The sequence below is a fragment of the Belliella kenyensis genome (assembly GCF_022549675.1).
In the GTDB taxonomy this organism is placed as follows: domain Bacteria; phylum Bacteroidota; class Bacteroidia; order Cytophagales; family Cyclobacteriaceae; genus Belliella; species Belliella kenyensis.
In genome coordinates, this window is record NZ_JAKZGR010000004.1 from 40,557 (window position 1) to 62,995 (window position 22,439).

20 protein-coding genes are annotated in these 22,439 nt (G+C 40.1%); 5 read left to right on the forward strand and 15 right to left on the reverse strand.

Going from position 1 to position 22,439, the window contains the following annotated elements:
* Positions 1–72 precede the first annotated feature (72 nt).
* From argJ to argB, 4 genes are read right to left on the reverse strand one after another with little or no spacing between them, the layout of a single operon-like run.
* Positions 73–1,284, reverse strand: a complete 1,212-nt coding sequence (argJ, locus tag MM214_RS05165; RefSeq protein WP_241292797.1) for a bifunctional glutamate N-acetyltransferase/amino-acid acetyltransferase ArgJ — start codon at positions 1,282–1,284, stop codon at positions 73–75.
* Between the two features lie 15 nt (positions 1,285–1,299).
* The gene (gene argC, locus MM214_RS05170; protein WP_241292799.1) at positions 1,300–2,343 is read right to left on the reverse strand and encodes an N-acetyl-gamma-glutamyl-phosphate reductase; all 1,044 of its coding nucleotides are present in this window, start codon (positions 2,341–2,343) and stop codon (positions 1,300–1,302) included.
* 2 nt (positions 2,344–2,345) lie between these two features.
* Entirely contained in the window at positions 2,346–3,536 is a 1,191-nt protein-coding gene (locus MM214_RS05175; protein ID WP_241292801.1) for an aspartate aminotransferase family protein, read from the reverse strand.
* Positions 3,537–3,538: 2 nt separating this feature from the next.
* The gene (gene argB / locus MM214_RS05180; protein WP_241292803.1) at positions 3,539–4,363 is read right to left on the reverse strand and encodes an acetylglutamate kinase; all 825 of its coding nucleotides are present in this window, start codon (positions 4,361–4,363) and stop codon (positions 3,539–3,541) included.
* 269 nt (positions 4,364–4,632) lie between these two features.
* On the opposite strand from argB, the gene MM214_RS05185 reads away from it, so the two are divergent.
* Together MM214_RS05185 and MM214_RS05190 are read left to right on the forward strand one after the other, a co-directional pair.
* On the forward strand, positions 4,633–5,229 hold the full coding sequence (locus tag MM214_RS05185; RefSeq protein ID WP_241292805.1) for a hypothetical protein: 597 nt from the start codon (positions 4,633–4,635) through the stop codon (positions 5,227–5,229).
* Between the two features lie 47 nt (positions 5,230–5,276).
* Positions 5,277–5,741: a hypothetical protein gene (locus MM214_RS05190; RefSeq protein ID WP_241292807.1), complete on the forward strand. Its 465-nt coding sequence runs from the start codon at positions 5,277–5,279 to the stop codon at positions 5,739–5,741.
* A gap of 7 nt (positions 5,742–5,748) precedes the next feature.
* Here MM214_RS05190 and MM214_RS05195 read toward each other — a convergent pair whose 3' ends face one another.
* Positions 5,749–6,300, reverse strand: coding sequence for a GNAT family N-acetyltransferase (locus MM214_RS05195; RefSeq protein WP_241292809.1), 552 nt, complete (start codon positions 6,298–6,300; stop codon positions 5,749–5,751).
* 218 nt (positions 6,301–6,518) lie between these two features.
* On the opposite strand from MM214_RS05195, the gene MM214_RS05200 reads away from it, so the two are divergent.
* Both MM214_RS05200 and MM214_RS05205 read left to right on the forward strand, forming a co-directional pair.
* Positions 6,519–8,135, forward strand: coding sequence for a M14 family metallopeptidase (locus MM214_RS05200; protein WP_241292811.1), 1,617 nt, complete (start codon positions 6,519–6,521; stop codon positions 8,133–8,135).
* A 119-nt stretch (positions 8,136–8,254) separates the two neighbouring features.
* Entirely contained in the window at positions 8,255–10,003 is a 1,749-nt protein-coding gene (locus MM214_RS05205; protein ID WP_241292813.1) for a M14 family metallopeptidase, read from the forward strand.
* 300 nt (positions 10,004–10,303) lie between these two features.
* Here the strand turns inward: MM214_RS05205 and trxA are convergent, their stop codons facing one another.
* Positions 10,304–10,609 (reverse strand): thioredoxin, encoded by a 306-nt coding sequence (trxA, locus tag MM214_RS05210; protein WP_241292815.1) that lies wholly within the window; start codon positions 10,607–10,609, stop codon positions 10,304–10,306.
* A 263-nt stretch (positions 10,610–10,872) separates the two neighbouring features.
* Positions 10,873–12,369: a M28 family peptidase gene (locus tag MM214_RS05215; protein ID WP_241292817.1), complete on the reverse strand. Its 1,497-nt coding sequence runs from the start codon at positions 12,367–12,369 to the stop codon at positions 10,873–10,875.
* A gap of 204 nt (positions 12,370–12,573) precedes the next feature.
* Between MM214_RS05215 and gcvP the strand changes: the two genes are divergently transcribed.
* Positions 12,574–15,465, forward strand: a complete 2,892-nt coding sequence (gene gcvP / locus MM214_RS05220) for an aminomethyl-transferring glycine dehydrogenase (protein ID WP_241292819.1) — start codon at positions 12,574–12,576, stop codon at positions 15,463–15,465.
* Positions 15,466–15,583: 118 nt separating this feature from the next.
* Here gcvP and MM214_RS05225 read toward each other — a convergent pair whose 3' ends face one another.
* From MM214_RS05225 to MM214_RS05260, 8 genes are all read right to left on the reverse strand, one after another.
* Positions 15,584–15,781 carry a hypothetical protein gene (locus MM214_RS05225; RefSeq protein WP_241292821.1) on the reverse strand — a complete coding sequence of 66 codons (198 nt, stop codon included), beginning with the start codon at positions 15,779–15,781 and terminating at the stop codon, positions 15,584–15,586.
* Between the two features lie 83 nt (positions 15,782–15,864).
* Positions 15,865–17,178 (reverse strand): ribosome biogenesis GTPase Der, encoded by a 1,314-nt coding sequence (gene der / locus MM214_RS05230; RefSeq protein WP_241292823.1) that lies wholly within the window; start codon positions 17,176–17,178, stop codon positions 15,865–15,867.
* Between the two features lie 12 nt (positions 17,179–17,190).
* Entirely contained in the window at positions 17,191–18,081 is an 891-nt protein-coding gene (gene era, locus MM214_RS05235; protein ID WP_241292825.1) for a GTPase Era, read from the reverse strand.
* 157 nt (positions 18,082–18,238) lie between these two features.
* Entirely contained in the window at positions 18,239–19,066 is an 828-nt protein-coding gene (locus MM214_RS05240; RefSeq protein WP_241292827.1) for a Cof-type HAD-IIB family hydrolase, read from the reverse strand.
* Positions 19,066–19,344, reverse strand: a complete 279-nt coding sequence (locus MM214_RS05245; RefSeq protein WP_241292829.1) for a hypothetical protein — start codon at positions 19,342–19,344, stop codon at positions 19,066–19,068. The genes MM214_RS05240 and MM214_RS05245 overlap by 1 nt, the downstream gene beginning before the upstream one ends.
* A 79-nt stretch (positions 19,345–19,423) precedes the next feature.
* Complete coding sequence (locus MM214_RS05250) at positions 19,424–19,933, reverse strand: RidA family protein (protein ID WP_241292831.1); 510 nt, start codon at positions 19,931–19,933, stop codon at positions 19,424–19,426.
* 6 nt (positions 19,934–19,939) lie between these two features.
* On the reverse strand, positions 19,940–21,151 hold the full coding sequence (locus MM214_RS05255; protein ID WP_241292833.1) for a glycoside hydrolase family 57 protein: 1,212 nt from the start codon (positions 21,149–21,151) through the stop codon (positions 19,940–19,942).
* A gap of 2 nt (positions 21,152–21,153) precedes the next feature.
* Positions 21,154–22,434 (reverse strand): glycosyltransferase family 4 protein, encoded by a 1,281-nt coding sequence (locus MM214_RS05260; RefSeq protein WP_241292835.1) that lies wholly within the window; start codon positions 22,432–22,434, stop codon positions 21,154–21,156.
* Positions 22,435–22,439: the final 5 nt, after the last annotated feature.

Here is a 22,439-nt window from a genome sequence, read left to right on the forward strand (position 1 = left end):
CTGAAACATATACGCTCTTTTTTCGGCCTAGAACCAATCTTCACATCCATCTATGGCTTAACTTTTAAAATGTCAAGTAGTGTACACAGAGTTGAAGAGTACATAATCGGTCGTGAGGTCTGAGCCCCAGCCTACACCTTCTTCCTTCCCTGTATTGACTTCCAAGATGATCCTGATTTGTGATTCCCTGAGCAGTTTTTTGATGTAATTCTTATCAATTGGTAATGGCTGACCTTTCTCTAGCACTTGGACTAAATGTTCCGCATCACCTATAAAAAGATTGACCTTTTTATAGGTGAAATTCACCCCTGAGTTGCCACACGCTGCGATGATTCTACCCCAGTTTGGATCCCTACCGAACATCGCCGTCTTCACCAAAGTAGAGTCAGAAATAGCCCTGACTAGTTTTCTAGCAATCTCTTCTGTTCTAGCTTTAGTTACTTTATATTCAATAAATTTTGATGCACCCTCACCATCAGAGACTATTAGCTTAGCGAGGTGGGTCATCAATTCCAACAACTTGTCTCTAAATAGCCTATAGCCTGGATCAGATTCATCACTGATCTTCTTGTTGTCTGCCATTCCATTGGCAAGTATTGCTACCATGTCGTTGGTAGAAGTATCTCCATCGACAGTGATCATGTTGAAAGTACGATCTACGCAATACCTCAAGGCTTTATCAAGAAGGGGCTTCTCGATATTCAAATCAGTGACGATGAAATTCAGCATCGTAGCCATGTTGGGATGAATCATGCCTGAACCTTTGGCAACTCCACCCATATTGATGGTCTTGCCGTCGTACTCAAACTCCACAAAACCTTCCTTTGCAAATGTATCCGTAGTGAGGATAGCATTGGCTACAAATGAACCTGCCTTGGGATCATCACTAAGCTTGTGGATATTTTCCCTGATACCATTGACCACATCATTGGTGGGGAATGGTTCTCCAATCAAGCCAGTAGAAGCAATGATCACATCATCTTCAGGGATGTTTAGCAATTCGGCAGTTACCTTCATCATGGCTTCTGCACCAGCTCTTCCTTGCTCTCCAGTACAGGCATTTGCATTTCCTGCATTACAGACGATGACTTGTGCCTGAAGATTGGAGACATTCCGCTCTGAAATTTCCACAGGCTCTGCTCGTACTTTATTTTGGGTAAAAACCGCAGCGGCGGCGGCTGGAACCTCCGAGTATATAATTGCCAAATCTCTTCTCATTGATTTGACTCCTGTATGAGCACCCCAACATTTGATGCCTCTTACATTGGTAATATTCTTGATCATGATTTCTATTAATCTTTATGGTCTTAGTGGTATTTGATTAAGCCCAGCGGTCTCCTCGATGCCAAGTACCAAATTCATATTATGGACTGCTTGACTTGCTGCACCTTTGAGAAGGTTGTCTATGGCAGCTATTGCTACGACTCGCTGCGTCCTTTTATCCCAGAATGGGTAAATGTCACAGAAGTGACTCCCTCTCACATCCTTGATACTAGGCACAGAAGTCTTCACCCTGACAAATGGTTTATCAGCATAAAAGTTTTGATACAAAGAGAGTAACTCTTCTTGTGTAGTTAGTTTTTTCGTCTTTGCATAAGATGTCACTAAAATCCCCCTATCTATAGGCAAAAGGTGAGGCGTAAACTGAATCTGAACTTCACCGTCACTCAGGTGAGAAAATTGCTCCTCGATTTCAATTGTATGTCTGTGAACACCTACTCCATAGGCTTTGAAGTTTTCGTTTACATTGGAAAAATGTGTCGTATCGCTTGCCTTTACCCCAGCTCCGGTCAAGCCTGATTTGGCATCTATCACTACGGAGTGATTCTGCACCATATTATCGAAAAACAATGGCGCAAGACTCAATATGGAGGCGGTTGGATAGCATCCAGGATTTGCAATGAGGCTGCTTCTCTTGATGTCCTCTGCAAACAGCTCAGGCTGACCATAAGCTGCACCTTCAAAGCCCTCGACATAAGTGTGTGGTTTTCCATACCAAGCTTCATACACCTCTGGTGAGGCAAGTCGAAAATCCCCTGAAAGATCGATGATCTTACAGTTACTGTCCTTCCATTTTTTCACAAAATCCATAGAAACTCCGTGTGGTAATGCCAGAAAAATGACGTCCAGTGAAGACACATCAATGTCCTCTGCACTTACCAATGCTTGATCTATGATGTTCAAAAACTGTGGATGAAGATCAGAAAATGGCCTTCCTTGATGAGATTCAGAAGTGATATATTTAATTTCTACTTGTGGGTGTTGACTAAGGATTCGAGCCAACTCAGAGCCTGTAAAACCAGATGCTCCAATTATGGCTGCTTTATATTTTTGATTTTGCATAATTATTTTGAATTCATTGCCTGTAATACATCATCCAAAGTATGGATGAATCTTTGTAGCTCTTCATAAGATATGGTCAATGCTGGCACTAGTCGAAGGACATTTTCAGCCGTTGCATTTGCAATGATACCCTTCTGCAGCAAGGCTTGCATGTATGGTAAAGCTGGTGTATTTAGTACCACACCAAGCATTAGGCCTAATCCCCTGATTTCTTTGATCTGTGGATACTTCATCTGTAACACCTTCAGCTGATCTATTAGCCAAGCGCTTTTTTCACGAGTCCCCTTGAGTAGTCCTTCTTCTACGATTACTTCCAAGGCTGCAATCGCCGCAGAAGTTGCTAGAGGATTCCCACCGAATGTAGTTCCATGATCACCAAACTTGATAGCTGAAGCTATTTTCTCATTACAAAGAAATGCACCAATTGGCATTCCATTGCCAAGTCCTTTGGCTGAGGTAAGGATATCAGGCTGAATCCCATAGTGGTCCTTTGCAAACCAGTATCCCGTCCTCGCAATACCCGATTGAATTTCATCAAAAATCAACACGATATCATTTGATTGACACAGCGCATGCACTTCTTTTAGATAGGCAGCATCAGCGGGTCTGATTCCACCTTCACCTTGGATAGGCTCTATAATAATCGCTGCGACATCATCAGAGATTTGATTTTGAATAGCTTCCAAGTTATTGAAAGGTACTTGGACAAAGCCTGTCGGCATTGGGCCAAAGCCCTCTTGGTACTTCGCCTGTCCAGTAGCAATCGTTGCTAATGTCCTACCATGAAATGAATTCTCCATGGAGATGATTTTGCCCCCTCTGCCTTTGCTGTGTGCATATCTTCGTGCTACTTTGATAGCACCTTCGACTGCTTCTGCGCCACTATTTGCAAAAAAAACACGACTAAGTCCTGAGATATTGACCAGCAATTCCGAAAGTGCGACCTGCGGAGGGCTCACAAAGAAATTACTTATATGCATCAATTCTGCTGCTTGACTTTGTATTGCCTTCACCACTTTGGGGTGACAGTGCCCCACATTAGTGACAGCTATACCCGCAAGTAGGTCTAGGTATTCTTTGCCTTCTATATCCCAGAGCTTACTACCTTGGCCTTTGACGAAAGTGATTGGTATCCGATTGAAAGTTGGCAAATATTGTGCTTTATCCTTTTGATATAATTCTTGGTTGTTCATGATTAATGTGTGATTGTAGTCCCTATTTTCTTTTCATTTTCGAAAAACTCCATCAACTGCTCAGGCTGAGTACCATTGAGAATCAAGGCGTTTTTGACTCCTCTTTTCAGGGCATTTTCACAGGACTGGATTTTCGGAATCATACCCCCTTGAATTACCTTGCCATACAAGCTTGGTAGCTTTGCCAGAGGTATTTCTCTCAAAATCGATTGAGGGTCGGGGTAGTCTTCATACAATCCATCCACATCCGTCAATGAGATATAATAATCAGCTTGAATGGCTGCTGCAATTTCACTAGCAAAATCATCTGCGTTGATGTTATAAGAGTTACCTGCTGCATCTGGACCAATGCAAGCAATCACAGGGGTAAATCCAGTCTGAGAAAGTGATGCTAAAAGTTCAGGATTGACATGCTGAATACTACCTACTCTTCCAAGATCTATTTCAGTAGTCTCACCATTGGCATCTTGAAGTTGCATATGCTTTGGAGTGACTTGAAGTAAGTTTCCATCATGTCCAGATATTCCTACGGGATTGAGTCCATGAGTTGAAAAAAGGGCTACTAAGTCTGCATTGACACCACCGAGAAGTGTTCGTTTCACGACAGCCATTGCTTCTGCACTGGTTTTGCGCTGACCTTCGATAAATTCTGAAGGTATATTTGCTTTATCCAACGCAGAACTGATGAATGGACCTCCACCATGTACGAGGGTGATTTGATGCCCTGCATTTCTGAGCATCAGAAGAGCTCTAGCGATTTGACTTTTGAGTTCATGATTTACCATGGCATTCCCACCATATTTGATGAGAAGCTTAGAAGATTGCATGCTTTTTTATTTTTGTGAATAGATGATTTAAAGCGAAATGATTTTGACAAATTCCGAAATTAAATTTCCCAAAATCATTTAAAAACTTATTTCATCTCTTGGGAACAAATACCATTCCATGGTAAGGAAATAATATTTTAAATTTACAACATTACCCAAATCTCTTAGATAGATGAAAATTAAGCTTAGAAAAAGTAAATTCACCCCGATTTCTGTAAACTTACAGTCATCGAGTGCAGTTATTATTGACAAAGCTGAAATAACCTTTCATGGCAAAGCATGACACCTTGACTCCTGAGCTTTTGAGGATTCTAAAAATATTTGGATTAGCCTCGATAGCGTTTGTATTGATCCTTTCTTTTTTTGATGAAAAAAAGGCAAACAATACAGGCGCTCTAGACTCTGAATTAGCTATTACGGATGCAGAGAGATTGTATTTCAAAAATGTACGAGGGATATTCTATGATATCGAAAACCGTGCTGACGCAAAAATGCAACTTTACAGGTATGGAAAAAGAATTAAAGAGGCCGAGCATCCACTGATCAATACCTCCATATTGATCAATAGGGTAAAACTCGAAGCTTACATTTTTGTAGAAACAAACCCAGAGCTCAACTCATTCGAACTACTTGCCCACTATGATAACGGGACAGACACACTTATTTTTAATCAAGGAGATAAATTCAGCCATTTTCAATTTGTGAAAAAATTATCCCCATTATTGGAAAATGATGTCCGATTTGAAATGCTATCTCCTCAAGGAAAGCTACCAGTATTGCAAAATCCAAAAGAAATAGATGCACTTCGTATTCCTATAAAAGACTTCTATCGATTGATCAACCAGTCAATCGAACCTAAAGAATAACCTTACACAAAATATAGCGTTTTGCTTACCAATAAACCCAAAATAGCATGGACTTAAAACGAATAGACAACCTATGGAAATTCCTTTCTATCAAAAACAACTTACACCTTAGACACTTGGTGGGTGATAGCGTAACGTATATGATTGGTAAAGGCTCACAAAAGATGACACATAGATTCAATCCTCGATTTTTATCTGATTCTATTTTGATACTAGAGGATGTCAACTTCCAATCAAAGCTCATCTGCAAACAATACCACGCTCCCAAAAAGCAATTTGGAATCAAACAAGCTTCTATGTCCCCAGCATCCTCTGTAGTATTTTTCCCTAAGGAACTGCTCAAACTTAGCCTCAAGTACGATTTGAAAATACATAAAGATCGGTATGATCACTACGCTATTGCTATCAGTCCTTTCAATCCAAAAAACATCTATGATATTCTCAATGCAGTCAATCTAATGAGCAAATCTCTTTGGATCAAAAATTTCTTCGCCGAAGGAATTCGAAACTAATCAGGAATCAATCTTCGGCCCTTGTTGCCTTATCTACTTCAGCTCTGATAATAACATATTGGAAAATATCACCTACCTTATCGTCTTTGATGTAAGCGTCTTTGAGTATAGCCTCTGGTTCAAAACCTGCCTTTTCGAAGACTTTCATACTAGCTATATTATAATCAAAGACTTGAGAGTAGATTCTTTTAATATTTGGGAATTTATCCAAAAGGTACTCTGTATAGAGGACTAGAGCCTCACTGGCAATACCCTTACCCCAATGCGACTCTGCTATCCAGAACCCTATCTCCATATTGGTGCGCAATTCGTCCTTACAAATCTCTCCACCTATGGAGCCTACTAGGGTATCATTGTATTCAATTGCAAAATTCTGAGGAGGATTAAACTTCACATTATATTCTATCCAAAACCTTGCATCGTGGATAGTATAAGGCTTTGGAAAGGCATCTCGGAGATTCTTTGCTATATTGGGATTATTTGCAATTGGATAAAGGTGATGAAAATGACTTTCATGCCATGTGACAAGCGCAACGTTATTTTTTCCGAGGATCTTCATGGATTTTTTGCTTGAGTTTACAAAAGTTAAGCCCCTTTTTCTTATTGACCAAAAAAAATGTCAAAAAAGGAAGTCCTTCCACTCATCCATCTAAAGTACCTTTCAAATTTCGCATACTTGGAACTAGCTAAGAGCATTTATTTTTGAAATGTTTTTTTCGTAACATAGTTGCGCCAAGGAGTATATCACTGGCTGATACAATAACCAAATTAAACTTTATGAAGAAGATTTATCTGTCATTGGTTGCAGGTATTGGGTTGCTTTGTACCCATACTGCTACTACCATGGCTCAGGGAGAATACCCTACCTTGAGTCAGGTCAATCAAAGACTCCAAGCCATCTCTGGCAGTGGAAGTCCTGCCAAACTAACCTCCTTAACCAAAACTGAAGGTGGTAAGGATATTTGGGTACTGAAAGTTGGAAAAGGAGATATGGACAATAAGCCTGGAATAGCGGTAGTTGGTGGAGTTGAGGGTTTTCATGTCTTGAGTGTAGAGCTTGCTTTGCAATTTGCTGAAAAGCTCGTAAGGGAGCATGCAGATAAATTGGAACAGACTACATTTTATGTCTTTCCAAACATGTCACCTGACGCATATGAGCAGTATCATGCTTCTTTAAAGTACGAGAGAAGAGGAAATGCTGTCAAAGTGGACCACGATCGTGATGGTCAAGTAAGTGAAGATGGTTACGAAGATCTAAATAAAGATGGCTTCATCACCATGATGAGAGTGGAAAGCCCTATGGGCGATTACATCACTCTAGAAAACGATGATAGGGTTCTTATCAAGTCAGACAGATCAAAAGGTCAGAGAGGTAGCTACATGTTGCTTCCTGAAAGTAGAGACAAAGATAAAGATGGGAAGTTTGGAGAAGATCTCGCAGAAGGCATTGCTTTCAATAAGTCTTTGACTTATAAATTCCCGATTTTTGAACCACTGGCTGGGGATTTTGCAGTGTCTCAAGTGGAATCGAGGGCTTTACTTGATTACTTGTTTGAGCAATGGAATATATTCTCCATAGTGACATTCAGTCCAGCGAATAATCTCTCAACACCACTGAAACACAATGCAGGAGATGCGAGAAAGCGCGTACTAACTACCATCTTGAACAAAGACGCAGCGATCAACAGTATGGTATCGGGTATATACAATGAGACCGTATCCCAAAAAGCGCATAACCAAAATAATCAGGGGACTGATGGGGATTTTTTCCAGTGGGCATATTTTCACTTTGGAAGGTTGAGTTTCAGTACTCCAGGATGGTGGATTCCAGAAGTCAAGGATGCTGATGGGAAAGCAATTAGCAACCCCCAAGCAAACTTCTTAGCTTGGGCTGAGCAAGAAGGCATCAATGATGTTTTTGTACCATGGACGGTAGTTGATCATCCTGATTTTCCGGGTCAAAAAGTTGAGGTAGGTGGAATCAAACCATTTGTAATGCACAATCCTCCTTTCTCCAAAGTGGCAGAAATCGCTGATGAACACACCAGCTTTATCCTGAAATTGGCTGACCTTCAGCCAAAGCTTGAGTTTCATAATGTAAAAACAGAAAAACTAGGTAACGGATTGACAAGGATCACAGCAGATCTCTTTAATAATTCACCATTACCCACACATGCTGAGCTAGGAGAGCGCTCAAGGTGGCTGAGAAAGATCAGAATAGACATATCGAAGGATAAGAAAGACTTAGTTGCTGGGGAAAAAATTCAGCTGATAAAAAGTGTAGGCGCTTTTGAGAAGACCACACTGAGCTGGGTAGTAAAAGGTAGCGGGTCAGTAGAGATCAAGGCAGGCGCAGCACATGCTGGATTTGCAACTTTGAATGTGAAACTCTAATTAATGAAAATTTTGTAACATGAAATCGAGCATGTTTTTTAGCTTTTGATGGGTGATGCCCAGATTTGAGATATTTATGCGAGATTCCATGTGACAATTAAAAAACAAATGATAAACACATGAAAATTAAAAACTGGATATATACAACAGCTCTTGGAGCAGCTATGTGCATAGGTGGAGCACAAGTGTCCGAGGCTCAGGTGGCCGATGGCAGGTACTTTCGTGCCGCAGGTACACCGCACAACCCAAAAGTTCAAGTTTCTTGGAACAGATACCATACGAACAAGGCACTTCTTGAGATCATGAAAGACATGGTCGCCAAGCATCCAAACTTAGTGAAGCTTGAAAGTATTGGTAAATCTTATCAGGGAAATGACATTTGGGTACTTACCGTGACAGATTTCAAGACAGGCAAGCCTGAGGATAAGCCTGCCATGTGGATAGATGGAAATATTCACTCCAATGAGATACAAGGGACTGAATTCACCTTGTATACCGCTTGGTACTTGATGGAGATGTATGGAGAACTAGACTTTATCTCAGAGTTGCTAAAGGACAAGACATTCTATTTTGCACCTACAATCAATCCTGATGCGCATGACTATTTCATGACAGGTCCAAACAATGGTAATACACCAAGATCTGGCATGATGGTATTTGACAATGATGGAGATGGGGAGTTTGGTGAGGACCCCATGGATGACTTGGATGGCGATGGAAACATCACGCAGATGATCAGAAAGTCACCTTATGGTAACATGATCAAAGACCCTATGGATCCGAGAAAACTCATCAGAGTAGGGCTTGATGAAAAAGGCGAATACGAAATGATAGGCCAAGAAGGACTTGATAGAGATGGAGATGGTCGCGTCAATGATGATGGTATTGGTTACTATGACCCAAATAGAGATTGGGGCTGGAATTGGCAGCCTGATTATGTTCAAAGTGGTGCTTTGAGGTATCCATTTACAGTTCCTGAAAACAGGGTAGTGATGGAATTTGTGATGAAGCATCCAAATATCGCCGCCGCACAATCTTACCATAACTATGGCGGTATGATCTTAAGAGGGCCGGGAGCTGAGGAAGATCTAGATACATACAATGCTACAGATGTGAGGATCTATGATGCCATTGCGAAAAAAGGCGAGGAATTCATGCCTGGTTATAGGTACTTGGTAGTTTACAAAGACCTGTACTCAGTTTTTGGAGGACAGCTGGATTGGTTCTACGGAGGAAGAGGAATCTTCACTTACTCTAATGAGCTGATGACTTCATATCTTTACTTTCATGAAAATGCAGGAAGAGGCAATCAAGATGAGCAGATGAAAGTAGACAAATACCTCACTTTCGGAGATGCATTTGTAGATTGGAAAGAGTATGATCACCCACAATTTGGAAAAGTAGAAATCGGTGGATTCAAGAAGAACTTTGGGAGACTGCATCCTGGCTTCTTGCTAGAGCAAGACGCACATAGAAATGCAGCTTTTTCCATCCTGCATGCTTATCATACTCCGAAATTGAGTGTGACGGAGGTAAATGAAAAAGATCTAGGTGGAGGATTGAAAGAAATCACAGCTACGATTTACAACGAGCGAATGATACCTACCCACTCTAGTCAGGATTTGAAATACAAAATTGAAAGACCTGATTATGTGACTTTGTCTGGTGCAAAAGCTATCGCTGCATTCACAGTAGAAAATGAGGACTTCAATAAAGTCACGGAACAAAAAGTGAATCCCGAAAAAATAGCTGTAGAAAATATCCCAGGTATGAGTGCTGTGAAAGTTCGATGGATAGTAAGTGGAGGCGGGAACTACAGCATCACTGTAGACTCCGCCAAAGGTGGCAAAGCAACATGGAAGAAGTGATGATTTTTCAATTCCAATTCCTGATATAAATTGCTAGGATAACATAAAGCCTAGACAAAAACCTCCCCTGAAGCACCTTGGGGAGGTTTTTTTATATTCTAAATTTTTAAAAACATAAATGAATCATAATTCTTTGATAATTTCAACTTGCAATTCGAGGTTGATCTTGTTCCGGTATCAGTCAATATATTATCTAAAGCTGAAAGCTACATCAAAATGTTTCTGGGAATTAATTGAAAATTAATCAGCTTAATTACTGACTTTGGAAATACACAGCCTCTTCACTATCCATCATCAATTTTACCCCAAAAAGCCTTTTAGCGACTTGATCAAGTCACGCTTGGTCATATAACCCCCTTTTCTCCAAAGGATTTTACCACGTTTGAAAAGTATGAAATGAGGAATTGATCTTACAGCAAATTGCTGGGCCAACTGGGGGTTTTTGTCTATGTTGAGCTTGAAAAGTTTGATCTTTCCACCTACCTCTTCGATAACCTCTTCCAGTATAGGTGTCATCGTCTGACATGGAGCACACCAGTCAGCATAGAAATCTACCAATATTGCCTCCTCACTTTTATGGATTACATCTTTGAAGTTCTTTTTCATGGAAGCAATTTAATTGTTTTCTGATGTTTTTTCTATTTCCATTTGAATAGTGCTATCCCTTGGCATATCGAAAATTAATCAGAAATCATTCAGTTGAGGTTCATTTGAATTTGCCATTCTGAAATTTTACCCTGTGCACTTTTGACATCAAATAAAAATCCCCTTTGATCTTTTATGAAAGTCAAAGGGGATTTTCGCTGGTTTGTCTATTTAAACAACATGATTACACAATGGTACCAGTGTACCATTTGTCCATCCAAAGTTTACCTCTCTCCTCTTGTATTCGTGCCGTCTACAGGCGTTCTTTCGTCTCTATTGGCTAGATCCCATGAAGTATGGAAGATCAATTTGGCTCTTTTAGTCATCAGTGGGAATTCGATTTTGTCGACGGTATCTGTGTGCTGATGATAATCATCGTGGACACCATTGAAGAAGAATATTACAGGGATATTGTGCTTGGCAAAATTGTAATGGTCAGATCTGTAGTAGAATCTGTTTGGATCATCTTCTGCATCATACCTGTAGTCCAGTTTCAAGCCTGTGTAGGTGATATTGTTGTACTCATTGATTATTTTCAAATGTGAAGAAAGCATTTCAGAACCGATTACATAAACATAATCTTGATCTTCTGCATCTTGGTATTCATAGTCTATTCTTCCGACCATGTCTATATTGATATTGTTCACTGTATTCTCCAGTGGGAAGATCGGGTTGTTAGAATAGTACTCAGAGCCCAAGAGACCTTTTTCCTCACCTGTTACATTGAGAAAGAGGATGCTTCTTCTTGGCTTGATACCATCTTTGGCAGCGGCAGCAAATGCTTCTGCTATCTGCATCACTGATACAGTTCCAGAACCATCATCATCAGCGCCATTATTGATTCTACCTTGGCTATCGATACCTGTATGATCATAATGTGAGGAGATGACCAATACTTCATCTTTCTTATCTGTACCTTCTAAGTAGCCCATCACATTTTCTGTAGGAACCAGTTTGGTTGTTTTCTTGATCAAGTAGGTAGCTTTCTGAGATTTGATAGACTCAGGATTATTTTTAGCGGCCTCTTTAAGAATCTCTACTGGAGTTTCGAATAGTGCAGACATTTTATCTGAACTGATCAAGAAAATAGGTTCTTGTTTGGATGGTTGCTCGAAACCTAATCTTCCCCTTCCGCTGAGGGATTTGTATCTATTTGCAAGTCTGTCAAAGTTGGCTTGACCCTCCATGGTCACGATCACAATACCTGCTGCTCCAGCTTCCATGACATCGCTTACTACCGTCTGTGCTCTTGCACCTATGGCCCAAAGTCCGACAAGCTTTCCTTTTACGTCTACTTTGGCCAAATTCTCTTCAGAAGCTAATCCCAAGAAAACCAAGTCAGCCTTTGCAGCTTTCTTCATGTCTCCATCACCAATGAAAACAAAATCCTCGTTATTTACCAGCTTTTGCTTTCCAACAGTGAGATTGACATCCGAAAAAGTTACAGATGCTAAGTTAAATTTCTGTAAATAATCCCCATTCACTGGACCTACAAGGCCTAAATTTTTATAATGATTAGCCAAATATTCGGCTGCCATTTTTTGACCTTTTTCTCCAGTATCTCTTCCCTCTAGCTCATCAGAGGCTAAATAGGTTAGTTTTTCCTCCAATGCTTCAGCTGTGATCAGCTCGGCATACTTCATGACAGTGGCATCTTGTGCACTTACCTGCCAGGTCAGGCACAATGATAGCAATCCCGCTACCCAATAATTTCTCTTCATAAGTTATATTCTGATGGTATTTTCAATAAAATAATATCAAACTTAAAAATTATTCCCAACAGTTTAAAACCGTTTATCAATTTGAACTGTTTGAAGAGATAAATCTTGAATACTTCAACTCAATTTGATTCAATAATTTATACCTTTGCACTTCCAAAAACAATGAGGATATAACCCGAATAATTTTCCTTTACCATACTGATTATGAAGATTAATCTTTCCCCCACTACCAAGTTTGAAAACAGACATAATGGCCCTTCTCCAGAAGATATAGCCATGATGCTGGAAAAAATCGGTGCCAGTTCCCTAGAAGAATTGATCGATCAGACGATACCAAAATCAATCCAATCAACAAAAGCTTTGGACCTTCCAGCAGCTATGTCAGAGGCTGGATTTCTGAAAGCTTTCAAAGATTTGGCTTCAAAAAACAAAATCTTCAAATCATTTATTGGTTTAGGATATTATGATACTATCGTACCCGGGGTGATTCTGAGAAATGTACTCGAAAACCCAGGATGGTATACTGCTTACACCCCTTACCAAGCAGAGATCGCCCAAGGCAGACTTGAAGCACTCATCAACTATCAGACGACAGTGATGGAGCTTACAGGAATGGAAATGGCCAATGCATCTCTACTTGACGAAGCTACCGCTGCTGCCGAAGCAATGACCATGTTGTTTGCATCCAAGCCTAGAGAGAAAAAGTCAGCCAATAGGTATTTTGTGGATGAGAAAATCTTCCCACAGACAAAAGACCTTTTGATCACGCGTTCTGCACCGATTGGGATAGAATTGGTGATAGCACCTCTGGCTGAACTGGATTTGACCGACCCTGCCTTATTTGGTATACTATTACAGTATCCCAATCTTGATGGTGAAGCGATAGATCATGCGTCTTTGGTCGCTTCTGCTAAGGAAAACAATGTCTTGACTGCTTTCGCCACAGATTTGCTTGCCCTGACTTTGTTGACTCCTCCAGGTGAGATGGGGGCGGACGTGGTGATTGGTACAAGTCAGCGATTTGGTGTGCCGATGGGCTTTGGTGGACCTCATGCAGCCTTTTTTGCGACTAAAGAGGCTTACAAAAGGCAGGTGCCAGGAAGAATCATTGGTGTATCTGTAGATAAAGATGGGAACAAAGCTTATCGAATGGCACTTCAGACCAGAGAGCAGCATATCAAAAGAGAAAAGGCAACTTCAAATATCTGCACTGCGCAAGTACTATTAGCTGTAATGGCTGGATTCTATGCCGTTTATCATGGGCCAAAAGGATTGAAAGAAATTGCGGGTAGAACTCACGGTTTGGCTCAATTGACTGCAAAGGCATTATCAAAACTGGGTTTTGAACAAGAAAATAAAACGTTTTTTGACACCATTAAGATCAAGGTAGATGATGTGCAGCAAGCTAAGGTTCAAGCTTTCGCATTGTCTGCTGAAATGAACTTCCGGTATGAGCCAGGGGCCATATTCTTATCATTTGACGAAGCCAAGACGCTAGAAGATGCTCATGCTGTGGTGGAGGTATTTGCCAAATCCACTAGCCAAAAGGTAACCATCAATTGGGACGAACTTATTGAAAGTTTGGAAATCAACCTTCCAGATGGATTAGCAAGAACCTCTGGATTTTTGGAACATCCTGTATTCAATCAGTTTCATGCAGAGCATGAAATGCTGAGATATATCAAAAGATTAGAAAACAAGGATTTATCACTTGTCCATTCGATGATCTCATTGGGATCATGTACCATGAAGCTCAATGCGACTGCTGAGATGATTCCGGTGACATGGCCTGAGTTTGGTCAGTTACATCCGTTTTGCCCACAAGATCAAGCGGCGGGATATTATGAAATGTTCCAGAACTTGAGAAATTGGCTTTCTGAAATCACAGGATTTGCTGACACCTCCTTGCAGCCTAACTCAGGTGCACAAGGAGAGTATGCAGGACTTATGGTAATCAGAGCATATCATCAGAGTAGAGGTGATCACCATAGAGATATCGCATTGATTCCTACTTCTGCACATGGCACAAATCCAGCATCAGCAGTGATGGCAGGAATGAAAGTGGTACTGGTGAAATGTGACGATAAGGGAAATATAGATGTAGAAGACCTAAGATCAAAAGCAGAAGCACATAGCGATAACCTAGCTTGTTTGATGGTAACTTATCCTTCTACTCACGGAGTATTTGAAGAAGCCATTCAGGAGATTTGTCAAATAATCCATGAGCATGGAGGACAGGTATACATGGATGGAGCCAACATGAATGCACAAGTAGGATTGACTAGCCCAGGCCTGATAGGTGCTGATGTGTGTCACCTCAACCTGCACAAGACTTTCTGCATTCCTCATGGTGGAGGAGGTCCAGGCATGGGGCCGATATCGGTAGCCAAGCAGCTTGTACCATTTTTACCAGGGAATCCTTTGGTAAAAACTGGTGGTACACAAGCCATACATGCTATCTCTGCTGCGCCATTTGGAAGTGCTAGTATTTTGCCAATTTCTTATGCTTACATCGCAATGATGGGGGGAGATGGTTTGACTAATGCAACCAAAATGGCTATACTCAACGCCAATTATATCAAAACTAGGCTTGAATCTCATTTTCCAATTCTGTATACAGGTACAGGAGGAAGAGCGGCTCACGAGATGATTCTTGATTGCAGAGCTTTCAAGGAAGTCGGTGTGGAAGTGGAAGATATAGCAAAAAGATTGATGGATTATGGTTTCCATGCCCCTACAGTTTCTTTCCCAGTTGCTGGGACTTTGATGATAGAGCCTACTGAGTCTGAGACAGTTTCTGAATTGGACAGATTCTGTGAGGCAATGATTGCTATCAGAGCTGAGATTCAGGAAATATATGATGGCATAGCTGATAAAGAAAATAATGTACTGAAAAATGCTCCACATACTGCTGCTTTGGCGCTGGCTGATGCATGGGAACTTCCTTACAGTAGAGAAAAGGCTGTTTATCCCTTATCATATGTCAAAGCCAACAAATTCTGGCCTACTGTGAGAAGAATAGATTCTGCATACGGTGATAGGAACTTGATCTGTAGCTGTATACCTGTTGAAGAATATGCTTCAGAGGTAGAATAAAAAGATCCCCGATCAACAATGATCGGGGATCTTTTTTTGAATAGCTTTTGAAAAGGGGGCACTCAAAACGAAAAAACCTCCGAGAATTCGGAGGTTTTTATTTAAAATTTAGAGTTGATTAACCTTCTACAGTTTCTTCAACTTCAACTTCAACTTCTTCAGCAGCCTCTTCAACTGACTCAACTGCTTCTTCAGTAGTTTCTTCAGTATCTTCGATGATCACTTCGATCTCAGACTCTTCAGAAACTTCTTTGTTACCGCAAGATGCAGTGAATAGCATACCAGCTACGGCGAATAATGCAAATACCTTTTTCATTGTGTTTTTGTTTGTTTCTTAATTTTAAGCACACAAATGTACAACCGATTATGTAATTGTCAAGCACTTTGCATAAAATATTTTTATTTCTTTTTATAAACTACCTTAATCGGAACACCCTCAAAATCAAAGTTTTCACGAAGTCTATTTTCCAAATACCTCGTGTATGGACTCTTGATGTATTGGGGTAGATTACAGAAGAATGCAAAGACAGGATTCTTGGTAGGAAGCTGTGTGACATACTTGATTTTAATGTATTTTCCTTTCCATGCTGGTGGTGGGTACTTTTCAATTTCAGCCAGCATCACATCATTTATTTTGGAAGTAGTAACTTTCCTGTTCTTATTTTCATAGACTTTCACAGCAAGCTCTATAGCTTGGAAGATTCTCTGCTTGTTCATGACCGAAGTGAATATCATAGGTATCCATCGGTTTTCCCCAAGCTTTTCTATGATATCTTTTTTGAATTTGTCCATGGTCTTGTGATCTTTTTCGATGAGATCCCATTTGTTGACCATGATCATGATGCCTTTGTTGTTTTTGATACCTAAGCTGATCAGATTCATATCTTGAGCTTCAAATCCCCTAGAAGCATCGACCATGACGATAATCACATCTGACTCCTCAAGAGTTCTCAGAGACCTCATGACAGAGTAGAACTCAATATCTTCTTTTACTTTGGCTTTTTTTCTTATTCCAGCTGTATCGGTAATGATGAAATCTTGTCCGTAGAGCTTGTATCTTGTATGGATTGCATCACGAGTAGTGCCAGCTTCATCTGTTACAATAGATCTTTCCTTTCCTAATAGCGCATTGAGGAAAGATGATTTACCTACATTAGGTCGACCCAAAATTGAAATTTTAGGAATTCCTGCATCTGGATCTTCTACTCCTTCGTCAGGAAAATTTGAAATGATTGCATCTAAAAGTTCCCCTGTGCCACTACCAGAAACTGCTGCTATTGGAAAGACATCATTGTCTCCCAGTCCCAATGCATAAAACTCTGATGCCATATGGACTTGGTGTGTATTATCAGCCTTGTTGGCTACAATGTAAATTGGCTTGTTGGTAGATCGAAGTACATTAGCAAACTCCTTATCTAGATCCGTCAATCCGTCATGACAGTCTACTACAAAAAGAATAACATTTGCTTCTTCTACCGCAAGGGTAACTTGTTTTCTTATTTCAGCCTCAAACACATCCTCTGAACCTGTCACATATCCACCTGTATCGATCACAGAAAAATATTTCCCCCCCCATTGTGCATGTCCATAATGTCTATCTCTAGTGACTCCAGACATGTTATCTTCTATGGCTTTTCTTTCTTCTACCAGTCGGTTGAAGAAGGTCGATTTACCTACATTAGGTCGCCCTACAATTGCTACTATATTTGCCATTTTTTTTATTACTTATTGGTCGTAACCAAATTTCTTCAACTTATTTTTATTCTTTCTCCAATCCTCTTCTACCTTCACGTAGGTTTCTAGGAAGATTTTTTTACCAAAGAATTTTTCCATTTCTTCTCTGGCTTGTATTCCGATTCTTTTGAGTGCTTTGCCGCCTTCACCTATGATAATTCCCTTCTGACTGGATCGCTCTACATAGATTATAGCCCTGATGCGAATGATTTTATCTTCTTCATAAAAATCCTCAATCGCTACTTCGGTGCTATAAGGAATTTCTTTTTTGTAATTGAGGAAGATTTTTTCTCTGATGATTTCAGAAGCAAAGAAACGCTCCGGCTTATCTGTGAGTTCCTCCTTGTCGTAGAAAGGTGGATGATAAGGCAGTCTATCTAGAATTTCTTGAAGAATACGCTCGGTGTTGAAGCTTTCGGTCGCAGAGATCGGTATGATCGTTTCTGCCTTGATGCGTTGAGTCCAATAAGCTGTCACTTCATTCAATTGATCTTCTTTGCTAAGATCGATTTTGTTGATGACAAGTAGCACGGGTACACCCGATTGGTTGATCTTTTCTATTACGTCTTCTATTTCTTCTTCTGTTTCGAATAGATCGGTTACGAAAAGGATCACATCTGCATCCTCCAGAGACATATGCACAAAACTCATCATGTTTTTGTGAAGCTCATACTTTGGCTTCAGCATACCTGGTGTATCTGAGAAGACAATCTGATAGCTGTCGTCATTGATGATACCCATGATGCGGTGACGCGTGGTCTGTGCTTTGGAGGAGATGATCGAAAGTCTTTCACCGATAAGCACATTCATCAAGGTAGACTTGCCAACGTTTGGTTTTCCAATGATATTGACAAAGCCTGCTTTGTGTGTTTGTTCGGTCATGACAATAATTTTTTGACAAAGTTAGCTGAAATTTTTCATTGAAGCTGTATCTCTTTGTGAATTAACAAGTACAATAGATGTAATGCCTATTGACTAGAAGGCATAGGCAAACAGAATTATATACTGATTTTAACTTAAAGATCTTACCAAAATCAATTTAGATCCAATTATTTTGTTGCAAAATTTCTTCAATCAATATAGCCACACCATCTTCTTTGTGGTCTAATGTAATTCGATCTGCAATCGCTTTGACTTCAGGTCTTGCATTACCTACAGCTACACCTACACCCACTGCCTTGAGCATATCAATGTCATTATAATTGTCCCCAAATGCCATGACCTCTTCCAACTTTATGTCATGATTCTTTTTAAGCAACAATGCTAATGCAGAAGCTTTAGAGATTGCTTTTGGCGCTATCTCAATGTAGGTGTCCTTGGATCTATACAGGTGAAGCATATCACCCATTGCATCTTGCGCAAGTTGGAAGTACCTATCTATCTCCTCTGCTGGACCCATGCACATAACTTTGTGAGCACCAGAATCAGATGACTTCCATCTATTTAAGACATCTGAGGGCTTAAGCAAGAGTGGATTCACTTTGGTATTCGTTTGCTCTCTCATGGCCCAATAATCCAATTCTGGTTCAAACCAATCTTCACCCTGATACAGACTGATGTGAACTTGAGTACCAGAAGCCATTTGTACCAAGGATTCACATTGGGATAGGGCTATCTTCACATCATCCAATACTTCTTGCGTTTGATCATGTATGACGTAGCCTCCATTGTAGCATATCAATGGTTCGCCTAAGCGGTTCATATCTTTTTGAAGGTGTCTCATTGCGGCGGGCATGCGTGATGAGGCTAAGATTACTGGAAAATCTTTCGGTAATTTATTTATTGCGGCTATTAGTCTTGGAGATAGTCCTCTGTTTTTATCTAATAATGTACCGTCAATATCAGTACAAATGGCTTTGATATTCATTAGGTCATGTCGAATTGATCAAGATCAAAATTATCAAAAAATCCAGAAATCGCTCCAAAACCTATCAAAAAGAACAATAACATGAATATTCCTATGGCTATTGCCATCCAGATTAGCTTTGCCTTTGCCCAGTTAGCTTTGCTTGGATTGCCATTTTTGTCTAATGACCAAACAATCAGCATGATAAAGCCAATTATGGGTATATTTGCAATGAAAACAGTTAAAAACCAATCAGAAGTATTGACTGGTGGGTGTTGAAAGTCTTGATTGTAATTCATAGTTGCTAGGATTAGGTGTTTTTTCAATACAATATGTGATAATGTATTGAAAAAAGCAAACTTAGGGATTGAAAATCAATTACTTAAAAGCAACTGCCTCTATCTCTATGAGCAGATCAGGATTGGCAAGTGCATATACTGCAACTGTACTCCTTGCGACCTTATTGGGGTTGTTTTCGGTTTGAAAATATTCTCCATAAGCATCAAACCATGCTTGCCAATCAATATTCCCATCTCTGTCTGGTGCGAGATATACCCTGAGAAAAACTACATCTTGCATTTCGAAATGAGCTTCTGAAAGTATTTTTTCAATCTTGCTTAGTATGCTAATACTTTGCTGATAAGTATTGCCATATCTGAGATTATCACCTACGCTTGCTTTTTGGTCGATCAGATCAGCAACTATCCCAGAAGTAAAAAAGGAGTCTTTGCCCTTAGGGACAAAAACTCCTTTTAAAATACTTGCATCCGATCTATCAATTCTTTCAATTTCGTTACTTATCACTTCAGAACTAGACTGTCCTACCTTGACATGACAAGAAGAAATGATCAATCCAAGGCAGATGATTATAACGTACTTTGTATTCATAAAACGCTATGAAGATTTGAGTTGCTCTTTATGCTTTTTTTCTAATCTCAAAATAAAGTCACTTAGAACATTCATATAGTTAATGAAAGCATCATAAGGCGAATCATAGGGACTAAAATAGGCATGTATATCTCCATCGGAGAAGAACTTGGTGCACATGTAATAGAAGTGATCAGAGGTCTGAAGATATGCCCAATCTCTTTTGATTTCTTCATCTTCCACCTGGTTTACAAGGCTTTCCATTTGATAAAGTTTTTCAAATGCTTCATCCTGCAGGTCGTTACCAAGCCAAGCAGTAAGATCTCTCTCCTCGTCAGCCCATGAGATTGGCGTAGGTACATGTATGGGTGCAATTACTTTGGCGCTGTCCAGTACCTCACTCGGTGTAGAAAAACCAAAATCACTACCTTCGAATACTGCTCCAGGTAATGCTTTCATGAATTCAAAAATTCCAGATTCTGCCCATTGGTGCTCCCCAAATGTTTCATAGTCCATGAATAAGTTGAGTGTTTCCTCTGTTTTTGGGATGGCATTGATCCAATTCACAAATTTAGGCGTAGTCAATGGATAGTCAGCCCATGTTTTATTACTAAACCTGAAAGCAATGTCATCGCTCAACTGAAAATTCTTGAGCAACACCTTAAGATCAGGTTTGATTGCATTGTGATATACATAATTGGGGCTTTTCCATCCTAATATGTGCTTGGCTCCCTCAGTAAGAATACCTTTGAAGCCCAAGTCAGCCACCATGGCTCCTATCTGATCAGAGTAGATTAACTCTGTATTTCTGAATACTTTTGGTTCGTATCCATTGAAATGCTTCTTGATCTTCTCACGGTGAACATTGATCATTTTGGTGAATTCAGCTTTGCTTTTCAAAGAGCAAAGTGCATGAGCATCAGTCTCGCTCAATAGTTCCACATATCCAGTATCTACAAGCTTCCTGAAGCTGTCCAAAACATCAGGGGCATAGAGTTCAAACTGGTCTAAACACACCCCAGAAATTGAAAAACTCACTTTGAAAGCTCCTTTATATTGATGTATGAGATCAAGGAGTAATGCGTTCATTGGAAGGTAACACTTTTGTGCTACTTTTCGCATGATAGTTTTATTGCTATAATCATCCCAGTAGTAATGGTCATCTCCTATATCAAAAAACCTATATGGCTTAATCCTCAATGGTTGATGGACTTGAAAGTAAAAACAAATGGTTCTCATGATTATTCTTTAGTTATTTTATCATAAACAGTTACAAGCTTGGCAGCAACATGCTCCCATTTGAGGTTCTTCAGTTCCTCACTCCCCAGTTCTTTGAACATCTTGGAGATACTCTGATAATGTAATAAGGCGAATATGGCATCAGCCATGGCATCTACATCCCAAAAATCAATCTTAATGGCATTTTGTAAAACCTCAGCTACTCCCGATTGCTTGGAGATAATCACAGGTGTATTGTGTCTGACAGCTTCTAGTGGGGCAATCCCAAATGGCTCAGATACAGAAGGCATTACGTACACATCTGACATAGCATACATATCGTCTACATCTTGACCTTTGAGAAATCCAGTAAAGTGGAATTTGGTACCCATTTTCAACTCTGCGACTCGCTGGATCATTTTATTGAGCAGATCACCACTTCCTGCCATGACAAATCTTACATTTGGATCCCTTTCGAGAACCTTTTTTGCTGCCTCTACAAAGTATTCAGGGCCTTTTTGAAAGGTAATTCTACCCAAGAATGTGACAATTTTTTCTGGTACTTTTTTCTTCACCTTACTTTCTATGATACTTGCATCCAAGACAGCATTGTGAAGTACGCTAACCTTATCTGGATGTACACCATATTTATTGATGACTATATTTCTGGTAAGGTGACTTACAGCTACCACATGATCAGCTGCATGTAGACCTGCATATTCTATCTCATATACTGGACCACCAGCTGATTCTCCAGACCTGTCAAATTCAGTGGCATGAATATGAGCTACGAGGGGCTTACCACTGATTTGTTTTGCAGCAATACCAGCAGGATAAGCCAACCAATCATGAGCATGTATGACATCATGTTCTTTTGATTTGGCTATCTGTGCCGCAACTAAAGCATAACGGGACACTTCTTGTAGCAAGTCTTTCCCATATTTGCCGCTAAATTCAAATTTGTTGCTGAAAATACTTTCATCTACATCAACTCTATCGTGAATTGCGTAGTCAGTGTATTTCTTAAACTCTTCTGGGCTGAGGTACGGCACCAAAAAACTACTTACCTCTAAGTAGGTCAGGCTTTTCCATATTTGCTTAAATTTCCGCTCTCTGTAGTCGACAGTTACATCACTGGCATTGACAAAGTCTGCAAGAGGTTCTTCATCTCCCCACAATTTTGGGACGACAAAAATGATATCCTGCTTGTGGTGTACCAGGCCTTTTACCAAGCCATAGCAAGCTGTGCCTAATCCTCCGGAAATATGAGGTGGAAACTCCCACCCAAACATTAAAACTTTCATAAAAA

Excerpts from the sequence above, each read along its gene's own strand:
- MM214_RS05200 (WP_241292811.1), top strand. The coding sequence starts at position 6,519 with ATGAAGAAGATTTATCTGTCATTGGTTGCAGGTATTGGGTTGCTTTGT.
- MM214_RS05185 (WP_241292805.1), top strand. The coding sequence starts at position 4,633 with ATGGCAAAGCATGACACCTTGACTCCTGAGCTTTTGAGGATTCTAAAA.
- era (WP_241292825.1), bottom strand. The coding sequence starts at position 18,081 with ATGACCGAACAAACACACAAAGCAGGCTTTGTCAATATCATTGGAAAA.
- MM214_RS05245 (WP_241292829.1), bottom strand. The coding sequence starts at position 19,344 with ATGAATTACAATCAAGACTTTCAACACCCACCAGTCAATACTTCTGAT.
- MM214_RS05215 (WP_241292817.1), bottom strand. The coding sequence starts at position 12,369 with ATGAAGAGAAATTATTGGGTAGCGGGATTGCTATCATTGTGCCTGACC.
- MM214_RS05255 (WP_241292833.1), bottom strand. The coding sequence starts at position 21,151 with ATGAGAACCATTTGTTTTTACTTTCAAGTCCATCAACCATTGAGGATT.
- MM214_RS05240 (WP_241292827.1), bottom strand. The coding sequence starts at position 19,066 with ATGAATATCAAAGCCATTTGTACTGATATTGACGGTACATTATTAGAT.
- der (WP_241292823.1), bottom strand. The coding sequence starts at position 17,178 with ATGGCAAATATAGTAGCAATTGTAGGGCGACCTAATGTAGGTAAATCG.
- MM214_RS05175 (WP_241292801.1), bottom strand. The coding sequence starts at position 3,536 with ATGAACAACCAAGAATTATATCAAAAGGATAAAGCACAATATTTGCCA.
- argC (WP_241292799.1), bottom strand. The coding sequence starts at position 2,343 with ATGCAAAATCAAAAATATAAAGCAGCCATAATTGGAGCATCTGGTTTT.
- gcvP (WP_241292819.1), top strand. The coding sequence starts at position 12,574 with ATGAAGATTAATCTTTCCCCCACTACCAAGTTTGAAAACAGACATAAT.
- MM214_RS05260 (WP_241292835.1), bottom strand. The coding sequence starts at position 22,434 with ATGAAAGTTTTAATGTTTGGGTGGGAGTTTCCACCTCATATTTCCGGA.
- argJ (WP_241292797.1), bottom strand. The coding sequence starts at position 1,284 with ATGATCAAGAATATTACCAATGTAAGAGGCATCAAATGTTGGGGTGCT.
- trxA (WP_241292815.1), bottom strand. The coding sequence starts at position 10,609 with ATGAAAAAGAACTTCAAAGATGTAATCCATAAAAGTGAGGAGGCAATA.
- MM214_RS05250 (WP_241292831.1), bottom strand. The coding sequence starts at position 19,933 with ATGAATACAAAGTACGTTATAATCATCTGCCTTGGATTGATCATTTCT.
- argB (WP_241292803.1), bottom strand. The coding sequence starts at position 4,363 with ATGCAATCTTCTAAGCTTCTCATCAAATATGGTGGGAATGCCATGGTA.
- MM214_RS05190 (WP_241292807.1), top strand. The coding sequence starts at position 5,277 with ATGGACTTAAAACGAATAGACAACCTATGGAAATTCCTTTCTATCAAA.
- MM214_RS05225 (WP_241292821.1), bottom strand. The coding sequence starts at position 15,781 with ATGAAAAAGGTATTTGCATTATTCGCCGTAGCTGGTATGCTATTCACT.
- MM214_RS05195 (WP_241292809.1), bottom strand. The coding sequence starts at position 6,300 with ATGAAGATCCTCGGAAAAAATAACGTTGCGCTTGTCACATGGCATGAA.
- MM214_RS05205 (WP_241292813.1), top strand. The coding sequence starts at position 8,255 with ATGAAAATTAAAAACTGGATATATACAACAGCTCTTGGAGCAGCTATG.